General features: G+C 38.7%; 18 protein-coding genes and 1 tRNA gene. 6 read left to right on the forward strand and 13 right to left on the reverse strand.

Annotated elements, in window-relative coordinates; translation table 11 throughout:
- Positions 1-22: 22 nt before the first annotated feature.
- The 4 genes from FDK13_RS02185 (at position 23) to FDK13_RS02200 (ending at position 7,272) form a co-directional block, all read left to right on the forward strand.
- Positions 23-3,454, forward strand: a complete 3,432-nt coding sequence (locus FDK13_RS02185; RefSeq protein WP_137338329.1) for an efflux RND transporter permease subunit — start codon at positions 23-25, stop codon at positions 3,452-3,454.
- Positions 3,455-3,614: 160 nt separating this feature from the next.
- Positions 3,615-3,688: transfer RNA gene (locus tag FDK13_RS02190), tRNA-Pro, on the forward strand.
- 685 nt (positions 3,689-4,373) lie between these two features.
- Positions 4,374-6,347, forward strand: a complete 1,974-nt coding sequence (locus tag FDK13_RS02195; RefSeq protein ID WP_137338330.1) for an AAA family ATPase — start codon at positions 4,374-4,376, stop codon at positions 6,345-6,347.
- Between the two features lies 1 nt (position 6,348).
- Positions 6,349-7,272, forward strand: coding sequence for a hypothetical protein (locus FDK13_RS02200; protein ID WP_137338331.1), 924 nt, complete (start codon positions 6,349-6,351; stop codon positions 7,270-7,272).
- Between the two features lie 60 nt (positions 7,273-7,332).
- On the opposite strand, the gene FDK13_RS02205 is transcribed toward FDK13_RS02200, so the two are convergent.
- From FDK13_RS02205 to FDK13_RS02225, 5 genes are all read right to left on the reverse strand, one after another.
- The gene (locus FDK13_RS02205) at positions 7,333-8,160 is read right to left on the reverse strand and encodes an abortive infection family protein (RefSeq protein ID WP_137338332.1); all 828 of its coding nucleotides are present in this window, start codon (positions 8,158-8,160) and stop codon (positions 7,333-7,335) included.
- A gap of 153 nt (positions 8,161-8,313) precedes the next feature.
- Positions 8,314-9,543, reverse strand: a complete 1,230-nt coding sequence (locus FDK13_RS02210) for a GIY-YIG nuclease family protein (protein ID WP_137338333.1) — start codon at positions 9,541-9,543, stop codon at positions 8,314-8,316.
- A complete protein-coding gene (locus tag FDK13_RS02215) occupies positions 9,536-11,467 on the reverse strand; it encodes a DEAD/DEAH box helicase (RefSeq protein ID WP_137338334.1) in 1,932 nt (643 codons plus the stop codon). Before FDK13_RS02215 ends, FDK13_RS02210 begins: the two co-directional genes overlap by 8 nt.
- Positions 11,468-11,685: 218 nt before the next feature.
- The gene (locus FDK13_RS02220; RefSeq protein WP_137338335.1) at positions 11,686-13,314 is read right to left on the reverse strand and encodes an RNA/DNA-binding domain-containing protein; all 1,629 of its coding nucleotides are present in this window, start codon (positions 13,312-13,314) and stop codon (positions 11,686-11,688) included.
- Positions 13,314-16,082, reverse strand: a complete 2,769-nt coding sequence (locus FDK13_RS02225; RefSeq protein ID WP_137338336.1) for a class I SAM-dependent DNA methyltransferase — start codon at positions 16,080-16,082, stop codon at positions 13,314-13,316. The genes FDK13_RS02220 and FDK13_RS02225 overlap by 1 nt, the downstream gene beginning before the upstream one ends.
- 485 nt (positions 16,083-16,567) lie before the next feature.
- Here FDK13_RS02225 and FDK13_RS02230 point away from each other — a divergent pair, with 485 nt between their 5' ends.
- Complete coding sequence (locus FDK13_RS02230) at positions 16,568-17,338, forward strand: hypothetical protein (protein ID WP_137338337.1); 771 nt, start codon at positions 16,568-16,570, stop codon at positions 17,336-17,338.
- Between the two features lie 175 nt (positions 17,339-17,513).
- Here the strand turns inward: FDK13_RS02230 and FDK13_RS02235 are convergent, their stop codons facing one another.
- Positions 17,514-18,482 (reverse strand): hypothetical protein, encoded by a 969-nt coding sequence (locus FDK13_RS02235; protein WP_137338338.1) that lies wholly within the window; start codon positions 18,480-18,482, stop codon positions 17,514-17,516.
- Positions 18,483-18,618: 136 nt separating this feature from the next.
- Between FDK13_RS02235 and FDK13_RS02240 the strand changes: the two genes are divergently transcribed.
- Positions 18,619-19,062, forward strand: a complete 444-nt coding sequence (locus FDK13_RS02240; RefSeq protein WP_137338339.1) for a helix-turn-helix domain-containing protein — start codon at positions 18,619-18,621, stop codon at positions 19,060-19,062.
- Between the two features lie 105 nt (positions 19,063-19,167).
- On the opposite strand, the gene FDK13_RS02245 is transcribed toward FDK13_RS02240, so the two are convergent.
- From FDK13_RS02245 to FDK13_RS02275, 7 genes are all read right to left on the reverse strand, one after another.
- Positions 19,168-19,752, reverse strand: a complete 585-nt coding sequence (locus FDK13_RS02245) for a hypothetical protein (RefSeq protein ID WP_137338340.1) — start codon at positions 19,750-19,752, stop codon at positions 19,168-19,170.
- Positions 19,749-20,684 (reverse strand): relaxase/mobilization nuclease domain-containing protein, encoded by a 936-nt coding sequence (locus tag FDK13_RS02250; protein ID WP_137338341.1) that lies wholly within the window; start codon positions 20,682-20,684, stop codon positions 19,749-19,751. Before FDK13_RS02250 ends, FDK13_RS02245 begins: the two co-directional genes overlap by 4 nt.
- The gene (locus FDK13_RS02255; protein ID WP_137338342.1) at positions 20,674-21,045 is read right to left on the reverse strand and encodes a plasmid mobilization protein; all 372 of its coding nucleotides are present in this window, start codon (positions 21,043-21,045) and stop codon (positions 20,674-20,676) included. The genes FDK13_RS02250 and FDK13_RS02255 overlap by 11 nt, the downstream gene beginning before the upstream one ends.
- A 128-nt stretch (positions 21,046-21,173) precedes the next feature.
- Positions 21,174-22,103, reverse strand: a complete 930-nt coding sequence (locus FDK13_RS02260) for a DUF8464 domain-containing protein (RefSeq protein ID WP_137338343.1) — start codon at positions 22,101-22,103, stop codon at positions 21,174-21,176.
- Between the two features lie 219 nt (positions 22,104-22,322).
- The gene (locus FDK13_RS02265) at positions 22,323-23,528 is read right to left on the reverse strand and encodes a primase-helicase family protein (protein WP_137338344.1); all 1,206 of its coding nucleotides are present in this window, start codon (positions 23,526-23,528) and stop codon (positions 22,323-22,325) included.
- A complete protein-coding gene (locus FDK13_RS02270) occupies positions 23,525-23,821 on the reverse strand; it encodes a helix-turn-helix domain-containing protein (protein WP_137338345.1) in 297 nt (98 codons plus the stop codon). The genes FDK13_RS02265 and FDK13_RS02270 overlap by 4 nt, the downstream gene beginning before the upstream one ends.
- Before the next feature lie 238 nt (positions 23,822-24,059).
- Positions 24,060-25,025, reverse strand: a complete 966-nt coding sequence (locus FDK13_RS02275) for a DUF4365 domain-containing protein (protein ID WP_137338346.1) — start codon at positions 25,023-25,025, stop codon at positions 24,060-24,062.
- Positions 25,026-25,046 lie beyond the last annotated feature (21 nt).

Here is a 25,046-nt window from a genome sequence, read left to right on the forward strand (position 1 = left end):
TTCACTTTCAGCTAGCATACCCATGAAATTTGAAGATCATAAAACCCTCAGTTTCACCAACTGGTGCGTAGAGAATCGGACGACGATTTACATCTTTACGTTTATCATTACGTTGACAGGCTTTGTGGTATACAACAACCTGCCGAAAGAGCAGTTTCCGGATATCAAAATACCGCAGATCTATATCAACACGGTTTATTTTGGTACCGCTCCCGCCGATGTGGAGAATACAATTAACAAACCCATTGAAAAGCAGTTAAAGTCTATCAATGGCGTAAAACATATCAAGTCAAATGCCTTGCAGGACGTTTCAGTAATTCTGGTGGAATTTACGCCGGACGTTCCCGTTTCTGATGCTTTGCAGCGTGTGCGTGATGCCATTGATAAGGCCAAACAGGATTTGCCGCAGGAACTGGATTCTGGTCCGACGGCGCAGGATGTAAACTTTTCGGAATTCCCGATCATGAACATTAACCTGGCTGGTAATTATTCACTAAAACAATTAAAGGAATACGCTGAAGATTTGCAGGATGCGATTGAAGCGATGCCGGAAATCAGCCGTGTGGATATCGTTGGTGCACTAAACCGTGAGATCCAGATCAATCTGGATCTGCCTCGTATGCAATCCACCGGTTTGACTTTTACCGATATTCAAAATGCCGTTCAAAGTGAAAATATTAACGTTTCGGGTGGTGATTTGAAAGTTGGAAATGTGCGTCGTACGTTACGTGTAAAAGGTGAATTCCTGAACATGACCCAACTTGCGAACCTGCGTATCCGTACCGGAACAGGCGCGGTGGTAAGGCTTGGCGACGTGGCAGAAGTGACAGACAGCTTTGAAGAACAACTTGATTTTGCCCGTCTGGACAACAAATCCGTAATCACGCTGAACGTTATCAAAAGAGCCGGTTCCAACCTGGTAAAAGCGGCTGATGATATTGAAGTGATCATCGACAAAATGAAGGAATCCGAATTACCGCAAGGACTGGATATCCGGATCACGGCCGATCAGTCGGAACGTACCCGGGCGGATTTGCATGAACTGATCAATACGGTTATCATCGGTTTTATCTTCGTGGTTTTGGTACTGATGTTTTTCATGGGTATCCGTGATGCAATTTTCATCGGACTTTCCGTACCACTTTCTGCGCTGGTTGCATTTGTATTAATGCCTGTGTTAGGGCCGTTGATCGGTACTTCTTTCACCTTGAACACAATCGTACTTTTTGCCTTCCTGCTCGGGATTGGTCTTGTGGTGGATGATGCGATTGTGGTTATTGAAAATACCCACCGTTTGTTCAACAATCATAAGGACTGGACGATCCAGCAGGCCGTAAAAGCTGCTGCGGGTGAAGTTTTCGTACCCGTACTTTCTGGTACACTGACAACGATCGCACCGTTTTTTCCACTGCTTTTCTGGCCGGGAATTGTCGGGGACTTTATGAAATTCCTGCCACTGACGCTAATCCTGACGCTGATGTCTTCGCTTTTTGTAGCTTATGTGATCAACCCGGTTTTTGCCGTAACGTTCATGGGTCGTCATGAAGACGAGAAAGAAAAACACGATACAAGCATTAAGGCGATCATTCGGCCGATGCTGATTTTGGGTGCGATAGCGGTGGTTGGTTATTTTGTGGATCGTGGAATCGGAAATTTCTTTGCGATTTTACTCGTACTTTTTGTTTTCAACCATTACATCCTGACGCCGAAAATCCTTGTTCCTTTCCAGGACAAATTGCTTCCGGCGCTTAAAAATAATTATAAAAAACTGATCACCTGGCTGATCAAAGGGTACCGTCCGGTATTCGCGATTATTTCGATGGTCGTTCTTTTGATTGCGACGTTTATCATTGTCGGTATTGCCAAACCGGAAGTGCAATTCTTCCCAAGCGGTGATCCGGATTACATTTATGTGTATAACAAACTGCCTTCGGGAACGGATGCCCTTACAACGGATTCGATTACCAAAGTGATTGAAAAACGTGTGTTCTCGGTTTTGAAAACAGAGAAAGCGATGAATATCGTGAACTCGGTCATTTCCAACGTTGGTAAAAATGCGGGTGATCCGAATAACCCGGACCGTTCCGCGACGCCGCATAAGTCCAAAGTGACGGTTGCTTTCGTGAAAAGTGAATCCCGTGACGGTCGCTCGACGCAGGAATTGCTTACCAAAGTACGTGACGCCGTAGCCGGAATTCCCGGTACTGAAATTTCCGTAGAACGTGAAAGTACCGGTCCTCCAACCGGAAAGCCGATTTCGATTGAAATTTCAGGTGACGATTTTGAGAAATTGCAGGTATTGGAAAAAGATCTTTTGAAACGTGTACAAAACTCCGGTATCGCAGGAATTGACCAGTTGAAATCCGATCTGGTAACAAACAAGCCGGAAATCACGATTGATATCGACCGTGAAAAAGCACAGCGTGAAGGGATCAGTTCTTCGCAGATTGCGCTGTCGATCCGTACGGCACTTTTTGGTCTGGAAGTTTCCAAATTCCGTGATGCGAAAGATGAATATCCGATCATGGTCCGTTTGAAAAAAGACGACCGTCAGCAGATTGAAAGATTATTGAGTCTGAATATTGTATACCGTGATATGAATTCCGGCGGCGCGCTTCGTCAGGTTCCGATTACCTCCGTAGCCAACATTTCTTACTCGACAACATTCAGCCAGATTAACCGGAAAGATCAGCAGCGCATTGTAACGCTGAGCTCCGATGTATTGCCGGGATATAACGCCAATGACATTGTGGCCCAGATCCAGGAACTGGTAAATAACGTGAAAGTACCAAGCGGATATACCGTGAAAATGGGTGGTGAGCAGGAAGACCAGGCCGAATCCATGAACTTCTTAACCGGCGCGTTCGGTGCAGCGATTTTACTGATTTACCTGATCCTGGCTACGCAGTTTAACTCGGTCGTGAAACCGCTGATCATCTTCTTTACCATTGTGCTTTCGCTGATCGGGGTATTGCTTGGTTTCGTGATTTTTGATAAAACATTCTCCGTGATTATGTCCGGTGTAGGTATCATTGCACTGGCCGGTATTGTGGTGAAAAACGGGATTCTGCTCATTGAATTTATCGATGAACTTCGTGGACGCGGTTATCCGCTGCGCAATGCGATCATCGAAGGCGGCGCAATTCGTCTGACGCCTGTATTGCTGACGGCTTCGGCGGCGGTACTGGGTCTGATTCCGCTTGCATTCGGTATTACGCTGGATTTTGTAGGGCTATTCCGGGATTTTACGCCTAACGTGGTGACAGGTGGAGCGAGTTCCGTATTCTGGAATATCCTCGCCTGGACGATCATCATGGGACTTACCTTCTCAACCATCCTGACACTTCTACTCGTTCCGTGTATGTATTACGTCAACGAAAAAGTACGCGATAAATGGTTCCGTAAAGGCAAACAGGAAGTCATCAATCCAAACTGGCAAAACGAGAGTATTTAATCTGTTTGTTTAAACGCAGAGTTATTTAAACACAGAGTTAGGGGGAGGTTTACACAGAGTTTCACAGAGATTATTTAATAAATAAAAACTCTGTGAAACTCTTCAAAATCTCTTTTTACTCTGTGTTTTTTTTAATTATTTTTGCAGCCTTGGAATATCACGGGATGTGGCGCAGCTCGGTAGCGTGCTTGCATGGGGTGCAAGAGGTCGCAGGTTCAAATCCTGTCATCCCGACACTGATTATAAGACACTTACAAGTTAAATTGTAAGTGTCTTTTTTGTCTAGTCGAACATCAGTCGAACATTTTTATTAGTATTGATTTGTTTTTTTTAGGTTTTGTCTCGTCTGCGTTTAATTTGGTTCTTTTATTTTAGTTGGCCTCAACAACCGATATTAAAGGTCGTCGTACCAATAAAGATTACGCCTTACCTCGCTAATTACTGTTTCCAACCATATCTCCAAAATTAGAATAGAGAAGTTCGGAGAAAGAAGCCTGCTAGTAGATTTAAAAATTAGAAAGCCGTTTAATAAGTTTTTTCATCGGTAGAGAGCTTCCCATGTAAAGTGACTTATATTGTAGATTAAGTTACCACTTCCATGCTTGGCAATTCCTATATCGAAGCTTGCGGCAACCACAGGCTTAGTCCAGTTTGTGAACTGGTTCTCGTTAAAAAGATCAAGATATACTCTAACTGGCCTACTAAGAGTAACCAGGTTGCCGTGTTAGGTTGCAACTGATTTTTTTAGTAATAATAAATTAACATGCCAAATATGTTGTAAATAACATCTTTGGCTAGTCTCAAAATATCAAACGTAGCAAAATATTTTGTCACAATATTCAGTCTAATTTTATAGATCGATTACAGACCCCAGATGGGAATCACAATTTTATGGAAATAAAAAACTAAACTTTAACTAATGCATCTTTCTGCCATCTATATTGAAGAACACGATTTTTTGTTTGATCAACCGCAATCCCTAAACTTAGGGGGAAAACACCTTTATAAATTTTCAAAACAAGCTGGGAAAATTATTGTTAGTAGAACAAAAAATAAAAACTATATACATGACTTCTTTAACTTAACGGATACAGTAAGCAAAATTTTGAGTTTAAATGCAATTGTTGGCCAAAACGGATCTGGAAAATCGACATTATTAGATATTATTCGAAGTAGATTCGTAAAGCATGAATATGCCTTCCCACAATTAAATTGCATACTGTTATTTGAAAGTGATATAATAGCTGAGCCATCCATTTTGAAAAATGGGTTTGGAAAGGTATATCTTAAATCAGACGATAGCTCAGAAGTGATGAAAGAGTTAAAAGAATCTGAAGTTTCTGTGCAGTCAATATACTATTCTCCTCATTTTGATTATAAATATAATCCCAATTTTGACGATGCGGACAGTTTCGACATTTCATTTGAAAAGAGCATCGAACTTGATCTTGATAGATCCACGGGAAAGAATGCTAACGAGAATGGCATTCCATATTCAGTATCTCAGGAATTACTATTTAAAAACTCTCTACGCCAAATTCAATTTTTAAACTCAGACTTGGTTAAAACAAAAAAGATATTTTCAAATATCTTTCACTTGCAGCAACACTATGAGCCAATATTACATTTTCGTGGGTACAATTTAGAGAAGGAGTGGAATACTCCATATCAATTTCGTGGAATTTTAAAATTGATATCAGAAAAAGCCTCTGACGAAATATCTAAATGGCACGAAATGAGAGAATTCGAGAGCGACAAAGTTTTAAATCAAATTGAAATTAACAAGTATATACTTAAAAGAAATATAATAAAAAGTATTGTAAGCCTTCTTTACAAACAAATGGAAAAGAAAAATTCTTTCTTACAAGAGGGTTTCTTTCCATACGATGAATTAAAAACTAAACTGGATACTGCCGATGCAGAACAGTCCTTGTTGATTTTTACTGATTACAGTACTATAAAATTTGGTGAGTCCACAAACATACAAGTTTTTGACCAAGGCAGCCTTAAGAGACTTTTACATGCTATTAATGATGCCATTGATAACGTAAAAAGTGAATATTCCGTCTCTACAAGCACATTAAAATCTTCGACTAACGACACCATTAAAATTCTTCAATTACAGCGGGCTTTTGTCAGTGATCTTAACGGATACTACAACAAGTTTTATTCAGAAAACTTATTTCCAGATGACGGCGAACGAGTTGATGGATTTATTGATTATATGCCTTTTTCACGGAGAATGAGCTCGGGGGAATCAGCCTTGCTAAATTTTTATTCGAAACTTTACGACTTTTTAGATACAAATCTCAAGGAACCTAAGTTTCGTCGGCCTAAGCAGACCTATCTTTTACTATTAGATGAGGCAGATTTAACTTTCCATATTACGTGGAAGAAAAGATATGTTAAGGCACTCCTCAGAACAATCCCCTATTTTTTTGATGAACTTGATAATCAACCCTCTATACAAATAATTTTCACTACTCATGATCCTATAACGTTGTCCGACATACCTAATAGCCATGTTGTTTATTTGGAACGGCCTGATTATGAAAGCCCGTCAGTTATCTTAGATTATGACAGCAAGCGAAGGCCAAAAAACACATTTGGAGCAAACATATCAGATTTGATAGCTGACTCATTCTTTATGGAGAATTCGCTCATTGGAGATTTCGCATTTGATAAAATCAGGGAAGTAATTAATTGGTTAAACGATCCAAAAGATCTAAATAAAAGCGACTACTACGAAACTTTAATAAAAATCATTGATGAGCCAATTGTACAGCGAAAACTTGCAGAAATGTTCGATGAAAAAACCAAAAAGAATGTTCAAATTGACATTATAGATCAACAAATTGCACAACTCGAATCTCTAAGAAAGAAACTTTCCTAAAATGCTATATATTAACCCAGATTGGGCTTCCGTAAAAGAGGCAAAGCTCGAGTTTCATAAGAATATGACAGAATTCGTCTATAATCGGATTGATAATATAAAAAAAATAAAAAATATTGATAATGCTCAGGTCGAGTGCTTTTTTGACCTTTATATAAACGACAAACTTGACGATATTTTAATTGGTGTTCCTGAAACCTTTGTTAAAATCAATCAAAATCTAAATCCTTTAATCGAAAAAAATAAAGGTATTAAAGCTGGGGTAGAATATGTCTTCAACTACGATATATTCGTTAGCAAGAAATTAATCAAATACGATGCATACAATCTTGCGGATTCGCTTGACATAAGAACATGTACTTATTGTAATCGGAATTATACAAATACTGTCATCCACAGCAATGGCAAGAAAATCACGCGTCCACAATTTGACCATTTCATAGACAAAGGAACAAATCCACTTCTGGCTATTTCGTTTTTTAATCTGATTCCAAGTTGTTCGATATGTAATTCCGGTATTAAAGGCTCAAAAAAAGTGAATCTTCGTGAGTATCTGCATCCATACCTAGATAACGATATCAATGACATTAAATTTACCTACAGACTTTCCAAAGGGAAGCATGGTCACCGTATCGTAATTAAAACACCCGATACATCCAAGGCTAAAAAGACAGTCGAGCTATTTGCACTTGAAGAAATTTATAATTCCCATACCGGAGAACTACTTGATCTTCTGCAAACAAAGCAACATTTCTCAGATAAGTATTTATCAATTCTCGATTCAAATCTACTTAGAGGTGTCATCGTTTCGAAAGAAGAAATGTATCGTATTGTTTTTGGGACAGAATATCACTCAGAAAACTTTATCAACCGCCCTTTTAGTAAATTTAAAAGTGATATTCTTAAAGAGTTAGGTATTATTTAGAGAAGCTTTCTGTATATCTACTTACAAGACCGTTTTACCGGAAAACTTAATACTTACGAACTATTTTAAGTGACTCAACTTATTTAATAAAAATTCCGTAATTATTCCAATAGACTCAATTGAGGTTTTAGCTTCATCATCAGAAATTGTTGATATAAACGGTCTACCATGTCCTGAACCTTGCTTATTTCTTAACTTATTTATTGCACATGCCAGTTCAAATAATCCCCTTTCAACATTCTTTATTGCTGATTCATTTGGAACCATAGGGTTCGCAGGTGTTGCCATATTTAAAGCCGTAAAGGCAGTTCCAAGTAATGTAGGAAAATTATCCCTTGGCGAGTAAGATCCATATATTTCCGTGACTACATGGGCACATACTGCTTCCATCAAATCTTTACTTGTACCAATAATCAGTGCTGCATCTTCGTGCCCCTTTTTTGCTCGATTTACATATATCTGTAATGCTTCTGTTAACTTCGTCCCCGACAAGTTGTCAAGCAATAATGGCGTTACTATACCATCAATGGAAAGTAAAATTCTATGTTTTTTAAAAGATGCGCTGAGATTAAGAATCACGTCTGTTCCGGTATAATTAGGAGAGGACTCTCTAAAGCCGCCACATGCTCGTACTAAGCTTAAAAGGCCTGCCGTAAATGATTCAGCCTCATCAGGAAATTGTTCTATAGCTGCCGAAAGTACCGTTTGAACTCGTTTGGCTTTGCCCACCGGTGTTGCGCCTGGTTTGTTCGGATCAAGTTTTCCTAGACCTGTCCTTTGAAGTAATTGTTCAATTGCGGAATGGCTAGGTTCTCTACGAGCACTTGAATCTTCCACAAGCCGTGAGATGGCATAAGCCACTTCATCATCTACAGGTAATTTATTCACAATAATATATTTATAAATAACTGGGCGCTTTGCAATATACTGTAATAATATTTTTGCGTATCATAATTTTATATTACAATTATCAATTAAGTCTCCTTAGTTATTAGAAGATACGAAATATTAAATTTTAACCTGTTGGAGTTTTACTAGCACTTACAATTCGTCATTCCCTTGTTGGCCAATTGAATTTTTGCTAATAATCAATGTCCTTTTTGAATCATAAGCAAAATCAATAATTTTACCACTTATAGTCAAATGGATAGCTTGTTCGATAACGTACAGAGGAGCAATGAACCATTCCCTCGGAGTATGCCGCTGTCCTTTCAAATCAAAAACGTCAACATTCAAGCAGGCGCTTCCAAAAAACTTATGTAACAACAGCTCCAGTTTTTGCGGATTCATATTGTAACATTTGAACACTGTAACAATTCTTACATCTGCCATCAAGTATGTGGGCTCAATGCTGGCACTTTTTATACGATCCTCAACCGGAATTTTTGAATAGCCTATCTTGTACAGGTTCTTAATTTCAGCTATTTCTGGTTTTTCACTCTTTGATTTTAAGATGTATATGAAACCTGCTTCTTTGTCTTCATCTGTGATAGCACCGAATTTTTCTTGGAATCGCTCGTTAACCTTCTCGGAATTTTCAGAAACAGCTTTCCCATTTGCTAGAAGAGACTTATACAAAGAGCGGTAAAGCATATTGGATTCTGTACCGTTTTCGAAGATGATTCTGGTTCTCCCATCTTTACGTAGTCTGCTACCACTCCTATAAGGAAGTACATCCTCTTCAAAATCAACATGTTCCAACAAAAGTAAGATACCATTGTGAACATAAAATTCTCCGGTATTTAAAAGCTCTTCACGGAATTCAATCAGCCTGCGCTTACTTTCTGACAAGTCCTTTTGAACCTGCTTAAACTTAGATTCATATTGAGCAAAATCTTTGCACGGTCTGCGTTTGGCTACAAAATCAGCACTCGCTCTTTCATCCTGTGTTGGTACATGTTTCAGCTGAAATAGTCCTTCGGAATCAGAATCGCCCAACAATCCAAGGGAGTCATCTTTGAAAATATCATCCAGAGAGTTAAGTTCTTTTTTCTCGAATTTCAATAGACCATGCTTATCGTATTCTTTCAGCTTTTCGCTTTTTTCAGGATTTTCGCGGATTGCCTTTAATCTGGAATAAAGCGTATGTTCCTGAATACCCCCTCCTTGTTGTGGTTCCCGGTTCGTCTTCTGATAAAAAGCAACTACATCATTAAAAGAAGCCACAAGTCTGTCGTCATCGTCTCGAATGTAACCTATTGAAGGCTTCGCGTTGAGCATGCCAAACGGGTCATTTGAGAATATCTCATCTAAAATGCTTTTCTTATCCATTGCTTTGCTTGCGTTTTTCTTCTTTCAAATAGATAATACATTCAGCCATTCGTCTTTCCAAAGGATCTGTCGAATGGAGACTTGGTTCCCGGTCAAAAGTTTTTTTGAAATCAATGATCTTCGGCCATAGTATCTTTGCTTCTTCAAAGTCCATAGATATCCTGGTTGATTCGATCACATCCTGAATCACTTTCAAGACCTTGGTAGTAACCGACTTTGACAATATCTCGTAGGCTTTTTGAAAGGGGTTTATCCTGTCGATCAAGTCAATATGCAAATCGTCAATATTGATAAACTTATCGGCCATTCTGATAAATCGCTGATCGCCAACTTCTTTAATCTCTCCACTTTTAATGACAGAATCCACAACTACGTATTGGCGGACTTCTTCAACCTCCTCATCAGACAATTCAGGATATTTGATCTGGATGATTTTAGGAATCAGTACTTTGTTAATCACCTCCGCATCTACATTTCCGGACACCGTCTTCAGGATGTTACTATCCTGTAAAATTTTAGCTTTCAGGTCGTTAAGATCTGATTCGACAATGTCTTTTACGCGTTTGGAGCTTGGCGTTTTGAAGCCGTGTATCTTGATTTCACCTGCCTCTGATTTATTATCATCGGATAGTTTTGTCTTAAACTTGAAGTTCGGAGCTAAAACCTGTTCCATGAGCAGTGAGGCCGTAATGGCTTTCAGCATATTGTTCACTGAAAGTTTCACCTGGTCATCCGCAGCGTCAGGTTGCGCAATAAGGTTGGTAAATTGCGCATGACTTTTATTGCTACTATCACGGGTGCATCGGCCAATAATTTGTATAATTTCTGTCAATGACCCACGATAACCCACTGTCAGTGCATGTTCACAATAAGGCCAGTCAAAACCTTCTTTGGCCATACCCAATGCGATAATCAAGTCCATGTCGTCCACTGTCTTGATATCCCGCAGATATCCCTGTATTTTTTCCCGTTGTTTGGAATTGGTGTCGTCTACCAGATCGGCTACTTTCAAAATTTTTCCGTCAGTATGCCGTTTCAGATATATAATTCCGGTGTCAGGATCGACTTTAATAATTTCTCCGATTGCGTCAATAATGATATCAACTTCATTGTGCTTATCCTTAGATGATTCACCCGAATTCACATTTGGTATGTGTACAATGGTCTTTTTGTCCGTATCAAGTATTTCCAGAATAGCGGAAGTATATTTTCCCTGGTAAAAATGGTAGCCGATCCCTAACGATTTTAGGTACGTATATCCATTTAGCTGCTGGTAGTAATTGTAGGTTACTTTGGTAAACTTCGCTTCGTCCTCTGGCATAAGTACCGGCGCACTATCTCCGCGAAAATAAGAACCAGTCATGGCGACGATATGAGCCGTCGACTTTTTCATGATCGAACGTAACAACTCTCCTAATCGGCTATCTCTGTCCGCTGAAACATGGTGAAACTCGTCAATGGCTAACAGAACGTCGTTGAATTCCGATTCTTCCAATTCCTCGAAAGCAAATCGAAGGGTTGCATGTGTACAAATGAGAATTTTCTCGTCGTTACCTATGAAGTTTTTAAACGCCTGAACTTTACTCTTACTTCCGTCCATTCCTGGTGTACAAAGATTGTACATGGGGTTTGGTTCCCAGTTGGCAAAAAAACCATAGTCTTTCAAATGATTTGTACCAAATGATCCACCAATGGATCTTTCTGGGACGGCTACAATTACTTTTTTTAAACCCTGGTTGATTAATTTATCCAGTGCTATAAACATCAGTGCCCGAGATTTCCCAGAAGCAGGCGGCGCTTTGAGCAAAAGATATTGCGCATCTCTCGACTGATAGGCTTTTTCCTGCATCTCACGCATTCCCAATGGGTTAATCTTCGAGCTTTGGCCAGTTTGACCGTAGGTTACTTGTACAATATCGGGCATTGAGTAGGGTTTATTTTCTTATGTTTTAAAACCAATAAACAAATCAACTAATTGATTTTAAGTTGTTTAACCAGTTTTATTTTCAGTTTTATTTTTATTTTATTATTTTTTGGACAAGCTATAAACCCTGTCCTTGCTTGGAAAGTTGATGATCAGATTGAAATCCTAGTTTCAGAGCCCTAAAATGTCTAAATAATGTCTAAATAATGTCTAAATAATCAGGATTTTATTCTCCACATCTTACCAGAAGAAACTATAACACCCTCGTTTCTAAGACTTTGTAGGCAATTCTTAATTTTATCTTTCTTTTGACTAATGTCTAAGCCTTCCGAAATTTTTGGAATTAAGACATTTTCCAGTTCTGACCGCTTTATCTCTCCTAGCTCTTTGATACTGTCCAATATTATTTTCTTAATATAGTCGTTGTCAATCCCCTTAAGTTTGATATAGGTCCCTTTTTGGTTTGTATTCTTAGCAACGTTAGCTGAAATATGGAAATTTGGTTTCCGGCCTTCAATTAAATTTTTGGATTTTAACCTTGAAATTTCTTCGTCTGTAAGTACTCTTTGCTTGGATACTTTATCAAGCAGCATAATATCATGCAAACTTAAATCAGGCATTTCTGCTAATCTCCGGGCATAGTTGGTGTCGACAACTTTTCCGGTAATTCTAACTGACACTTTCTGATCAGATAGATCATAGTCAGGCAAGGGGAAAAATTTGTTTTTCTGAATCACAAACATCCTTTTTATACCACTTCCAATGGTGTCAATCATGTTTAGACCAACCATCGCATGGGCAAGAAAATGATTTCGATATTTAAGCTCGGGTGCATCAGCCTCTATTACTGCCTCTATTGAAGAAGGAATAAAAGATCCAAGATTTGAAAATATCAGTTCCCCGCTTTCCTTTTCTACGATATTGATTCTTCCGCCTAACGTATAATCTTGATGTGCAATACAATTGTTTAATGCCTCTCTAATTATGTATGGATCGTATTGATCTACTTCATCCGGAAATAATGTTCCTTCTTGTAAATACCTGTATTTCAGATTTCTAATCTTAGTATAAACAATGTCTACATTAAGGATTAGAGGACATGAAAAATGCTGATAATCTCTTTCAATATTGTCGCGATCTTTTAGTATCCAGGAAATTATAGTTGTAGCAGGATTTATAAAATGCTGCGATTCAGACTTTCCTAACAGTACTATTGCCGCATTTGTAACTTTTCCCTGTATCGTTATCTTGGCCTTATTCAAAAAAACTTCATCAGTCCAACTTTCAACTTCATGGGCAATACCTGAATTTTTTAATCGAAATTGTTCTTTGGCTTTTAAAATCGCCTCTGGTGCCAAATCATCAATAGTAGCCTCTGGTATTATTTGTGCTGACCAGTCGGAGATTGTACGTTGATTCCGGATTAAATCAGACTCTCTTTGGTTCAAAGCCCCAAGGCTTTCTCCATCTCTACCATAGTAATGTCCTTTCCAAGAAACAGGCTGCCCCTGTGGCGCAGCAGGCACTCTGCATAATATTACTATCTTTCCCGCTATTTCAACACGTGTCGTTTCATCAAATGTCAGGCGTGGACTGGTCCGTTGTGCGATCTCATTTTTGTAGTCATTCAATTGAGCGTCACTAATTGTTGTGCCAACCACGGTTTTGTCATCCTTAATCCCAAAGACAAGCCATCCACTTGCAATTCCCTTCAAGTTTGCTTCATTACTTATAGCCGAAAAATATTGGCCGAGCCTATCTCTATCAAACTGGGTTTTGGCTTCTTTAAACTCAACCACTTCATTTTCAGTAGAGAGTGCCAATAGGTTATCTAGAATTTTCTTCATTACTGCTTCATTTTTTTACTTTTCTTCTCCTTCTCGAACAACGTCCCTTTATCCTTTTCCGCAGCAATCATCTGCTCATACAATTTAAACAAAAACTCCAACCGCTCCTCATCGCTTTCAAATGGCTTAGTACGATAACAACGCTCCACTGCCAGATCATTCTGCCGGTGTGCTTCGCGTAAACCCGCAGGCATTTTTTTGGGGTCATAAAGCTGGGCCAAGTTTTTCTCAGAGTGTGCTTCTCGCTCTTCAAATATCCGGTAAACGTGTTTTTCAAGTTCTTGTTTTTGGGAGTCGGAGATTTTGGGGAAAGGGAAGGTGTTGTATCCTAGTGATGAAGAATATCTAGGATCTTCCTTTATCTTACCACAGGACGCTTTTATCCAAGCATAATGAATTTTCGAAGAAATGACAGAAAAAATCCATGTTTCATCAGTATAAATTGCTTGTGCAGAGTCCAAAATTATTGTGCTTGATGAGACATACCCAAATGGCAAATAATGTCTCCGATCAGAGCCATGCCTTGGAACCAATATTGCTTCAATACCTTTATGTCGAATCTCGCCAAACTTATGGGATTGGCTAGCAAGCTTTTGCGTAGCCATTTTAGGACTTGCTAACCTCATTTTTCTTACTAAATTAATTCTTTCAAAAATAGGTATAATCGCGTTCGCCTGGTCAAGGTAATTGTCTTCGATCCATAGACACCATCTATTTACTCCGTCTATAAACTCTCTAGCGCCAATTGCTTTCTTTATAAATGGTTGTGCCGTTATTGGCATAATTTGCACTTCAGAGTCCGATAGTAGAAGGTGCCCACCGTCAGCTGGTTTGTTTCCATAAGTCATCTCAGGTAAATTTGAAATGGATTTTAAGCGTTTAGAGATTATTGAATTGGTCTCTGTTGGAATTAAGTATGGCCCGATATTCTTCACTGCCATCCTTAAATTATTTCTGAAGTAGATCTTATCTTTATTTGAAATATTTGCAAGTCCGATAATTACACAAAAAACTGCTGCTTTGCCTTTTGCATTATTACTCCATAGAAAGGAAGTTGTGCAAAAACTTATTTCTAAATGTTTAGAAAAGAGAATAGGCCAAAGCATATGAACCTGTTCTCCTTGTGAGATGGAATTTGTACTAACAAAAGCATATTTAGCATTAGCATTTCTTATATAATTGGCTCCCTTAAAAAACCAACAGCTTATATAATCCAAATTTTTAAATCCCGCCAAACCGTCAAAAACAAAAGACATGTCTTGTTTTTGATCTCGGGATTGAACACTACTTCCTAAATACGGCGGATTCCCCAAAATGTAAATCTCATCGTCTTCCTTTTTTGGACAAACCACTTCCCAATCAACACGAGTAGCATTCCCACGGGTAATATTTCCACCAGCTCTCAAAGGTAAAGTGGGTGTAGCTGCTCCAAATACTTCTTTAAATCTAGTATTCATTTGGTGTTGTGCGAGCCATAGGCTCAATACTGCTACTTCGTGAGCAAAATCGTCAAGCTCAATACCATAAAATTGTGAAAGCTGTACCCTTGTAAATAACTCAACTTGAAATTGAGCAGCCAACGTCAGCTGCGATTTTGGGATTAACTCTAATTGATATGGCTCAAATCCGGTAGCAGCTTTCTGCATTTTTTGCAGTTGAAGCAGAATATCTATTTCGAGAGACCTCAACTCTTTGTAAGCAATAATTAAAAAATTCCCACTACCACATGCAGGATCAAAAATTTTAATCCTGCTGATTCTGTCAAGAAGTTTGTTGAGGCGTTTGGGCTCATTTTTTCCTGCATCAAATTCCTCCCTCAACTCATCCAAAAACAACGGTTCAATTACTTTCATGATGTTGGGTACGCTAGTATAATGCATTCCCAATCCACCACGGTGTTCGGGAGTAATTACCGCCTGGATCATCGAACCAAAAATATCTGGATTGATGGCACTCCAGTCCAGATCACCACTTTCAATGAGCATCTGCCGGCTTCTTCGGGTAAAGACCGGAGCGCTTTGCGAATTCCTGAATAAACCACCATTTACATAAGGAAAAGAATTGAGGTAGTCAGGCAAGTTGGATCTCTGGCTTTCACTCTTATTCATCACCTCAAACAGGGTATTTAAGTAGCTGTTCAGGTCGGTACCATCTGTCTGCGTGTGATTGCTGATCGCGTGGGTGAACTGGCTTTTTTTAAATATACCTGTATCCTCAGCAAAAAAACAGAATAGTAAACGGGATAGAAACACATTCAGGTTGTGTACTTCTTCCGGGGTTTTGGTAGGGTTGTCTTTATTTATTTCATCGTAAAGCTTAGCCATTCGTTCCGCTGCTTTTACATCAGCGGGATTCTCGTTTTGGTGGACAGCCTTTTCCATTCCTGCCCAAGGCAGAAAGAAATCATAATGCTTTGGTAAGTTTAAAACAGTAATATCTAGCGTGTCTGAGGTTTTAGTATCAACAGCCAAAAGTGTTTCAAAATCCGTAACAATTATAAATCGTGGCTCATGACGTAGGTTACTTTCATCCCCCTTAATTGAAGTAATGACCTCATGAACATCAGCATTTTCAACGGATCTAAAAAAGAGCTTTTTCTTCCAAATGATTTCACCTTCCGTTTTGGAAAGGTTCATATTGCCGATCTTGAGCTTTGAAATGGAAGCCTTAGGCAATCCATATGCTAAGAGCAGATCATAGATAAAGGTCTCTTTGTTAAATGATTGTATTATCTGTTGTGAATTATTCTCTATCTGCGCAATATTCATAACTAATGAGGGATCAAGCTAAAAATCACCCAGTTACTAAAACAAAGCGCTGGGAGAATCAAATATACGAATTTACTGGAACCCCTAGTTACATTATACTGCTTCAATAAATTTTACAATTTCCAATCAACAACAATAAATATTCCGCCTAACTTATGGCCATTTTTTTGCCACTTCAATTGATTAGGATTATAGACTTTTAGCAAAAAAACTTTTTCTTAATTATCCATGCCACAAAAAGTCAGTATCTCTATTCTTATTTCGATTATACAGCCTAAAAACCAGACCCTTCGCGATACTAATTATCATTGATCAGTTTATCATTTTTTAAACATAACTAAGGTTTAATAATACTCGTATATTATTAAACGGTAAGGTTACATTTAGGTAAGTAGCTAGTTTTACATAAATCGTCGAATACCCAGCAAATCAACGAGGAAAAACAAACCAGGGATACGATTAAATAATTTCAACTAAACTACTATATGCAAAAAAACATCCTCCTTATTTTTACATTTTTGTTGTTGAGTGAATTATCATTTGGACAACAGGATTTTCGATTTAATTATAATTTTAAAAGACTAATAAATGAACCGAATATTGAATTATACAAATACGATAAGACTCAAAAAAAATATTCCGTACGAAAAACAAATTTAGAACATGTTAGAGGAGCATTGACGAAAATATCAATAAGAAAAGACACCTTGTCTGTAAAATTATGGCCAAATGCTATTACCCCAAATGCTGACACGCCAAATGTGCTAAGCAGTGATGACAACTACAGCGACTTCATAATAACCATACCTGATGATGATAACTATCCAGTAATTAATAGATATAAAGGGTTTGATTTGCCATTTTCAAGCACGCAATTATTCGCGATTAATATTCCTTTACGAATGAATTTAAAAAACTCTACAGTTGGAAGTGAATTCATAAATGCAAATATAAGTCTGTCTAAAATCTATGGAAGAACAAGAATATACCAAAGTGAATTTGTAAAACCCAGGACGTCGTTCTGGGGATGGGGCGGTTTCCTAGGACTGGGAGGAACAAAAAATTCAATTGATAAAGAAGAAGTAGGAATAAATTACGGATTCAATATTATTGGATCTATCTACAAAATAAATTTACTCGTTGCAATTGGATTTGAAAGTGGTTTATCAAAATATGGAAAGACTAGCCCATTTTTAGGATTCGGTTTTGGCTTTGATTTAGTATCAGTGAGTTCGTTAGGATTTAGTGAAAAATAAAATCTAGTCCTTTAAGCGCTGAGTTGCACATTGTCGGAATTGAGTGCCCCACTGAGATGTCACCCGATAACTGCGAAAATATTCGCGTCAAGACTATTAATGACCCACTTGAGATATTGGGTTAGCCTGCAGTTATCGGAAGATTTACGATAACTGCCGACTAACCCAAACGATCCTATTCTTGTCGGTTATCATAACATAGACTGATAAGAAATAATGCTTCAGTAAGCTTTATTGAATAAACGAAAATCGAAAGAGAGTCAATCCAGGCACCCCATTCCTGTGCTGGATGCTTGCTTAACGCGAAGCCATTAATTTCTATCAGCTCTTTCTTCCATTCTTTAAGAGACCTGAAATTAAAAAAGTCGATAAGAACTTTCTTTGGATCTTCAATCTCTTCCTTGCTAAGCATGGAAGGTGTTGTCTCCAAATTCCGGTGAACCGTCTTTACTTCATTAAAAGTATCGCTAACTTCAGAAGTATCGCTAACTTCAAACATAAAATTTTCATCGTTAATCAGATATGCAGCATTTATCAAAGACTCCAATTTTTCAAGTACATATAAAACATCACTCGGGCTACCTTTTTGGTAAAAATGGTCGTTCGAAGTGGTTTGTAACACCTCATAAAGGTAAGTTCTAAAGCTGGTGAGAGAATAGGCATCGAAGAAATTAGCAATAACTGATATCGGATCGTTGATTTTTTCACGGTACCAGATTGAATGCTTTCTCAAATTTTTCTGCTTCTTCTTAAAAGTTCCTTTGTTAAAGTTTATGTTTTCAGCTTTGTAATTCAACCTATGAGTCAATTTAGCTTCCGTTATCTCCAAATTATTATCATTTTCAATGATTGTCTCAGACGACATGCCTTCAACCATCTTTGCTGACTCTCTTTGTAATAGATACACAGCTTCAATAAGAGGCATTAGATTCTCAAAAAAATATAGCTGTTCCCCCGGTGAAGCATCTATATGCTGATTTTCCGTTGAAACGGAATTACTCAGCATTTGCCAAAGTATAAACCTACAGTATACAATGCTATGCGTACCGCAATATTGTTTAATGAATTCCGCTGGATCATTAATTTCTTCCGGTGCCAACCAAACGGGCAGAAAGTTCTTCGTATTTTCTGAAATGAATCTCATAACTCAGCAATTTATGATAAAACATTTCGGAAGTTCGCGTAGGAAAGAATTCTAAAAAATTCTAACATTGGGTATTTTAGCTAGAATCTACTATTTTAGAACTTTGATATTTTAGAATCTGCAATACATTTACGCCATGACATCAACTCCTGAAATTAAGAAAATTGTACATCAAGGACGGAACATTAAACGATTTCGCGAAATGCTTGGTATTAAGCAGGAAGGTCTTGCGTATGAGCTAGGTGAAGATTGGACTCAAAAAAGAGTGTCAGTATTGGAGCAAAAGGAAATTGTAGAACAGGATATTCTAGAACAAGTTGCTAAAATTCTAAAGGTTCCGGCCGAAGCTATTAGGAATTTTGATGAAGATGCTGCGCTAAACGTGATATCCAACACGTTTAATAGTCATGATTCTTCAACCTTAAACGCAATTAACTTCCATCCAACCTTTAATCCTATTGACAAATTAATTGAAAGTCATGAGGAAAATAAACAACTCTACGAACGCTTATTGAAATCAGAGCAGGAAAAAAATCAATTGCTATTGAAAATCCTGGAAGGACATTCTAGCCAAAAGTAAACTTTTGCAGCCAAACACAAACTTTCACAAACTAATGCCGCCAAATTCATCCATTTAAGTCATTAAAAGGAATTTTTCAGCAGCATCAGTCGTTCTTGATCCAAACTACTCCTTTCTGAGCTTTTTAAGGATATTCTGAGCATTTTTAGTCTCTTGTTGTTTTTGTTTCAAAAGCTTCTCTGCATCTTTCAAAACAAGCTCCCGCGCTTCTAATTTCTGCGTTTCTGCTTCAGTGGACTCCGGATCTCGAAAATAGGTACTATCAGCCCAGGCAGCTGCCGTAGGGTAAACCTGCCGAATCATACGGTATTTCAAATCACTTTGCTGCAAACGATTATTTTCCCGGAAGGCGCTGACTGCAATTCCAATGCAAACCGTGGAAACAATTAAAAGGATTGCAGCCGAGATGATAAATCCTTTTGACTTCAAATCAAAATGATGGAAGTTTTCAACTTTCGTTTCCTTAGGAATAAACTGTATGTTTTTCTGAATCGCTGTAAGCGTGCCCAGCAAAACATTAGCCGTTGGTAATTTCAATACATGACTTTTAATTTCTGTAATCATGTCATTGTTTGTAGTATCGGGCATCTGATCTGACCTCTGGATCAATCCTTCGATGGCTGATGTTTTCTTAATTAGTACCGAAAGTATTTCCTCGATTCCCTCTAATTGTTCTTCTATCTTTTTCATAAACTATGTCCTTTACGTTTTTGACGTTTCTTTTTCCTAAGCTCGTATGGTGTTTGCTCCTGAGAAATCTGCTCCGGTTTTAAAAGATCATTGAGCAAACTATCACTGAATATTGGCGGTCGTGAATGCATAAACAGAGAGGGCGAAGCCTTTCCGGCAGAATATTCTCCCAAAGTAGGCTGTGAGCGCTGATTTCTTAGTTGATTTTGATTCTGCCGGATCTTTTCATCGAGTTTGGCAAAACTAAGCCTCCGATCTATTTCTGATCCTTTCATTTTAATATCGCCTTTGCTAAAACTAATTCCCTGGATCTGCTGGCTGCCTGATTTATATTTAAATACGATCCCTATGTCTCGCTCTTTAAGTAATGCAGCCAGCTCATTCCAGTTTTTTGCTTTCTGGCTTGCCTTCGTAATGGCATCATACAACTCGTATTTAACTTTATCAGCGCCGGTTAACCGGTGGCGATTGACCAGTGATTTATCCTTTCCCAGATAGTAGCCGTGTTTAAGCGTCATCTCTTTGCAGACCTTTTGATTCCGGACTTTCTGTAGCCGGTCTGAGATCGTTTTACCGTTGTTATCTACACGGTTATAAATGATATGCAGGTGCGGATGATTTCGATCCTTATGCTCCACAATCAGATACTGCGTTTCATTGATTTTCATTTTCTGCATGTATTCCTGCGCCCTCTGTATCATGATTTCGGGCGAGAGTTTTTCCGTGTCGTTCTTACTCCAGCTTAAAGCAACATGGCCGACTGCACGACTAAGCTCCGGGTTTATTTTCCGCTGCATATTAAAATCATCGATCGCGGATTGAACGCTTCCACCTCTGACGCCTTCCGCGTGCAGGAGCCTGGCCTCAGGCTTTTCCATGACGTACCGCACCACACCCGCAAAGCTCCTTCCGATGGTGAGTTTACCGATCATCGCTTCTCAAATCTTTGAGTACTCCATCAATTTCAAAAAGTAGCTCCCGGCACTTTTTTTGAACGGTGATCAAGCCATCCTTATGCGCAAGGCGCGTAAGCTGGTTGAGGTTATTGGCAAGTCCTGCCAGCATTCTGAGAGAGTCCCCATCCTCTGGTTTTACCCGTGCAATTACCTTTGCTTTTTTTGCTGCCTGGCGAAACCATTCGCTTGGACGCATGCCTGCTTCTTTTGATTTTTCCTCGACCAGAAACCGCTCGTTTTCTGTCAGCCTGACCATCAAATGACTTTCGCGTTTGACCTTCATGAGCGGCCTTCCGCCTTTGGATTTAGGCACTCTTTTTCCCTTTATCTCTGTCATATCTTTCACACTTTGAGTAATCTGTTTCAAACCTTTTGCGACCAGCGGGAGTAAAAGGCAAGTTGAATCCTGCGAGAGCAGGATGGGTTTTCGTGAAGCGAAAACACAAACTTGCTCCCTAAAGACAATTACAGGCCCAGCCCCCGGGCTTTTTTGAAAGTTCGGTCTTGTTTTGACTCCTGCTGTCTTAATTGTCGGTCTAATAAATATTCATTGAGATCCTTAAATCTCCGATAAGTATTGGAAGCATTAATGATGTTCAGACCGGCTGCTTCATATTTTTCCAAAGCCTTCCTGCCTGCGTTATCATGATCTAAATAGAGAAACACATTTTTGTAATCTTTCAAAATCCCCATACTTCGATCCACGAAACTGACAGAGTTCAAAACCAGAAAATCGCTGCGTATCGGCTCTTCTTTCCTCAGCGTCAGAAGGGATAAAAAATCCATGAAACCCTCCAATACACAAACCGACCGGTTACCATTTTCGATATGCGTAATATCCTTGGGAGAAGATGAGCCCTTAAAATATTGGCTTCGTAATTCATATCCCCCAGACCTGTTTTTGAAACCTGCTGCGAAGTATCTTTTGTCTCCGATCCGATAATAAACTTCCTGGCAGTAATGTCTGGCAATTTCGGACGTAATCCCTCTTGACTTGATGTAATCAGTAATAGCTTGATTGTTTTCCAATGACTGAACATGCGTAATTTTGATAAGCGAAAAATCTGCATCTTGGGTAACGCTATCCAATATATGTAAAGGTCGTTTTAAAATCGGTTGCTGTTGAAATAAAAAAGAACCTGCTTCAAGCTTTGATAATAATTCTTTCACATCACATTTAAACAGCTGGCAACCCAGATCAATAATGTCGCCGCCAATGCCGCTTCCATGATCATAAAACAGGTTAAGCTCTGAATTAACTTTGAAAGAGGCTGTATTTTCCTGGCGTAATGGAGACAGATACCAATGATCATTTCCACGAATGTATTCAGGGTCGACATGATTACTTTTCAGAAACTCTACAATAGAGATCTCTTTGGCTTGCTGGCAAGTCATAATTACAGGAGTTAAAATGTTGAAAAACTGATGATTTGATGCGCTAAGCGCTTATCTTATTCTATTTCAATAGTTTAGCCCATCATCAAAGTGTCATCAAAAAGCATCGAATTCTGCATCATGGTTTTAGGCTTGATGCGCTGCTGATGCGATTTTGATGCGCCATAATTTATTGATTATTAATATATTAAATCTATATCTCATCAATTCATCAAAATATTAGAAGATATCATTGTACTCATTTATCTTCTTTTTCGACAAGGTATAATATCTGCCTTTCCCCGTTTGCTCAAAGACACTGCCATCTGTCAGAAACTTGTATTGTGGGTAGCTCAAGGAATTTTTGGCCGGAACCAGTTTCCAAACGTTTTGCAGTATCCGTTTTATCTGAATAAGATCTTTGTACCGGACATGCTTTTTATTTAGCCAGTCTTGGACGTCTGCGGTACAGAACCGGATCTCTTCCAGATCTTTTTCATCCAAAATGGTCAGAAGGATGTGGGCAATCTCCAGTTCCATTTTATTTCGGTTGTGGTTGAGCAGTTTCTTCAATGCAGGTGTTGCAAGCTGACCTGCGGTAAACCACATGCGTGTCTGCTGCTGATAGGAGAAGTCCCGGTGTATAAGAAAATGAATGAAGTAGGGAATCTCCGACTGAAGCATAGCCAAAAGCTTTTCGTTATCGAATTTAAGTGCAGGAATTTTCCGTACCCAGTAGCGTATTTCACCTGGCTCGGCAATGATAAAATGGTCTTCGTTATTACTGCACAGAATAAACTTTCCAAAGAACTCAATTTCCTGCCGGTCAAAACCTTTTGCTTCGGCTTTATAGAACCTGACTGTGCTTAAATTCTTGATCCGTTCAGAATCTTCCTTTCTGTCCAGAAATGTTTCGTCTACACCAATGATTAGCTTTTGGGCCCACTCTATGTTGAAGTTTGAGCGGAAATCCTCATTGCTGTTAATGGTCATATTGTCTCCGAAAATAGATTTAACAAAATGCAGGAATGTTGTTTTCCCGGTATTGCGCTCCTCGCTGACCAGACACAGGATGGGCAGAATCTGCGTAGGCTTTTCTAAAAGCACTTTGAAATAATCATAGCCCATCTCAATCTGCTCTCCGAATATATGGCGAAGAAAGCCGGTTATGGTAGCCGGATCACCTTCACGGGGCGTATGCTGAAACGGTTGGTAGCGGTTGTAAAATCCAGCAACCTTCTGTTCATATCGCAGATGACTGGGCACAAAGCAAAATCCGTCATACAGGCCTACATTATCTTTGAGAAAAGCTTTACCATGATCCAATCTGATACAATGCGCAGACCAGGGAATCAGCGTTGTCATGGTATCTCCGGAAGAGAGGGGCTTACGTACTTCCTTGAAGTAGCTAGTGCCGATACGTAAATACTTCGTTTCTTTCTTCATAGCTTACCTGAGATTTCGTTTTGACCATTAGCTACCCATTCCAGAAGCTTTTGTCTGGAGAATAGAAGTTTCCCCTCAATTTTGCAGAACGGGATCTTTTTTCTTTTCACCAGCCCATAGATCGAGGTCTCTTTATACTTAATGAGCTGGGCTGCTTCCTTTGTATCTAAGAGCGTATCGGTATCATCCGGCTTGGGAACCGGTTGCACTTGCAGTGCCTTTCTAATTGAGGACTCGATCAGCTCATGCAGCTGTTGTCCCGATAACGAAATTAATACAGTCGTGTCCATCATAATCTGTTTGATTTTTGTGATGGGCAAAACAAACTAAGAAAAACTGAAAAAAGGAATATAACGTTGACTACGTTCAAGTAGTCACTTTTGGAATAATAACTCTCCGTAACTTTTTGTCGGCTGAAGAAGAATTTAGTTGTATCTTTGATTAGCCATTACCTTACTAACCACTTCACTTTGATAAGGCGACTTTGTACGATGGCTCAGAACGAAGATGGTTTTGTAAGGTTAATGGTGTTTAATTCGTTTTTTGCGACAAAGGTTCGTAAACCGAATAAAACCAAATTTTAGTATCAATTGCTCCATCTGAGGCTATTTTTCGCTTTCTCTTCAAAATCACCTGAATTAAGCTTGTTTGTCTAGAAGGGAAAGATATATTATTTTTAAGTGCTATGTAATCTGTAATAATACGAGATTTATCAGTAGAGTTTAAAATTGAATTTACCTGCCTTATACTATAGACATTTTTTGAATTCATAATGATTTTCTGAGCTACACTCAGCAACTGTAATGAATTGACTAGTCGCTCCTGTTTACGATCTGTGCGTGTTATATGCCGCCAGCCTACTCTTGATACAATGATTTCTCCTAGTACTGGATTCTGCCGTTCTTTAATATCAGCATTAATCCAACCTTTGTAGAACTGTTTTGCGCATTCTTTAATCGGCTTGTTAACTTTTATATAATTAAGCTCATTGCTCAGAATACTCATCGTTTCAATTTCGGGACTGATAAAAACTCTGCCTTTTAGTCCTCTAAATTCACCAAAGCTATGTTGCCCGAATCTTTGTCTTTCTTTAACTCGGATAATGCCTTTATTTGTGCTTGAATAGGAAAGCTCCTCTTTCAAGTCGGCCCACCAAGCCTTTTGAGAATTATAATCAACATATATCAAAATTACTGGCGCAGAGATACGATTCCATCTTGGCCGATGCTCATCAATATATTTTTTACCTACTTTAACCCCAAATTCATCTGGTCGCTTTTTGGCCTTAACAAAATATCCTGAGTCTCCACCACATTTAATCTGAACAAATAATATCTCACCAGTATCTACACCATTTTTTCTAAGAATAATCATACCGTCAACTCCATTATCATTAGAAGCGGCAAAATCTTGAAATCCATGCCCAGCATTTCCTTGGGTTATTATACGGGTCACGCTAGTCCCCATAGCATCTTGCATTCTTGTATCATTCTTCATAGAACTTCCAATCAGGGTTAA

This window comes from Dyadobacter frigoris, from assembly GCF_005280585.1.
Lineage (GTDB): Bacteria > Bacteroidota > Bacteroidia > Cytophagales > Spirosomataceae > Dyadobacter > Dyadobacter frigoris.

Coding starts and splice junctions, on each gene's coding strand:
- FDK13_RS02240 (WP_137338339.1), top strand. CDS start 18,619: ATGACATCAACTCCTGAAATTAAGAAAATTGTACATCAAGGACGGAAC.
- FDK13_RS02200 (WP_137338331.1), top strand. CDS start 6,349: ATGCTATATATTAACCCAGATTGGGCTTCCGTAAAAGAGGCAAAGCTC.
- FDK13_RS02250 (WP_137338341.1), bottom strand. CDS start 20,684: ATGATCGGTAAACTCACCATCGGAAGGAGCTTTGCGGGTGTGGTGCGG.
- FDK13_RS02265 (WP_137338344.1), bottom strand. CDS start 23,528: ATGAAGAAAGAAACGAAGTATTTACGTATCGGCACTAGCTACTTCAAG.
- FDK13_RS02230 (WP_137338337.1), top strand. CDS start 16,568: ATGCAAAAAAACATCCTCCTTATTTTTACATTTTTGTTGTTGAGTGAA.
- FDK13_RS02220 (WP_137338335.1), bottom strand. CDS start 13,314: ATGAAGAAAATTCTAGATAACCTATTGGCACTCTCTACTGAAAATGAA.
- FDK13_RS02225 (WP_137338336.1), bottom strand. CDS start 16,082: ATGAATATTGCGCAGATAGAGAATAATTCACAACAGATAATACAATCA.
- FDK13_RS02245 (WP_137338340.1), bottom strand. CDS start 19,752: ATGAAAAAGATAGAAGAACAATTAGAGGGAATCGAGGAAATACTTTCG.
- FDK13_RS02235 (WP_137338338.1), bottom strand. CDS start 18,482: ATGAGATTCATTTCAGAAAATACGAAGAACTTTCTGCCCGTTTGGTTG.
- FDK13_RS02215 (WP_137338334.1), bottom strand. CDS start 11,467: ATGCCCGATATTGTACAAGTAACCTACGGTCAAACTGGCCAAAGCTCG.
- FDK13_RS02270 (WP_137338345.1), bottom strand. CDS start 23,821: ATGATGGACACGACTGTATTAATTTCGTTATCGGGACAACAGCTGCAT.
- FDK13_RS02195 (WP_137338330.1), top strand. CDS start 4,374: ATGCATCTTTCTGCCATCTATATTGAAGAACACGATTTTTTGTTTGAT.
- FDK13_RS02255 (WP_137338342.1), bottom strand. CDS start 21,045: ATGACAGAGATAAAGGGAAAAAGAGTGCCTAAATCCAAAGGCGGAAGG.
- FDK13_RS02275 (WP_137338346.1), bottom strand. CDS start 25,025: ATGAAGAATGATACAAGAATGCAAGATGCTATGGGGACTAGCGTGACC.
- FDK13_RS02260 (WP_137338343.1), bottom strand. CDS start 22,103: ATGACTTGCCAGCAAGCCAAAGAGATCTCTATTGTAGAGTTTCTGAAA.
- FDK13_RS02185 (WP_137338329.1), top strand. CDS start 23: ATGAAATTTGAAGATCATAAAACCCTCAGTTTCACCAACTGGTGCGTA.
- FDK13_RS02210 (WP_137338333.1), bottom strand. CDS start 9,543: ATGGATAAGAAAAGCATTTTAGATGAGATATTCTCAAATGACCCGTTT.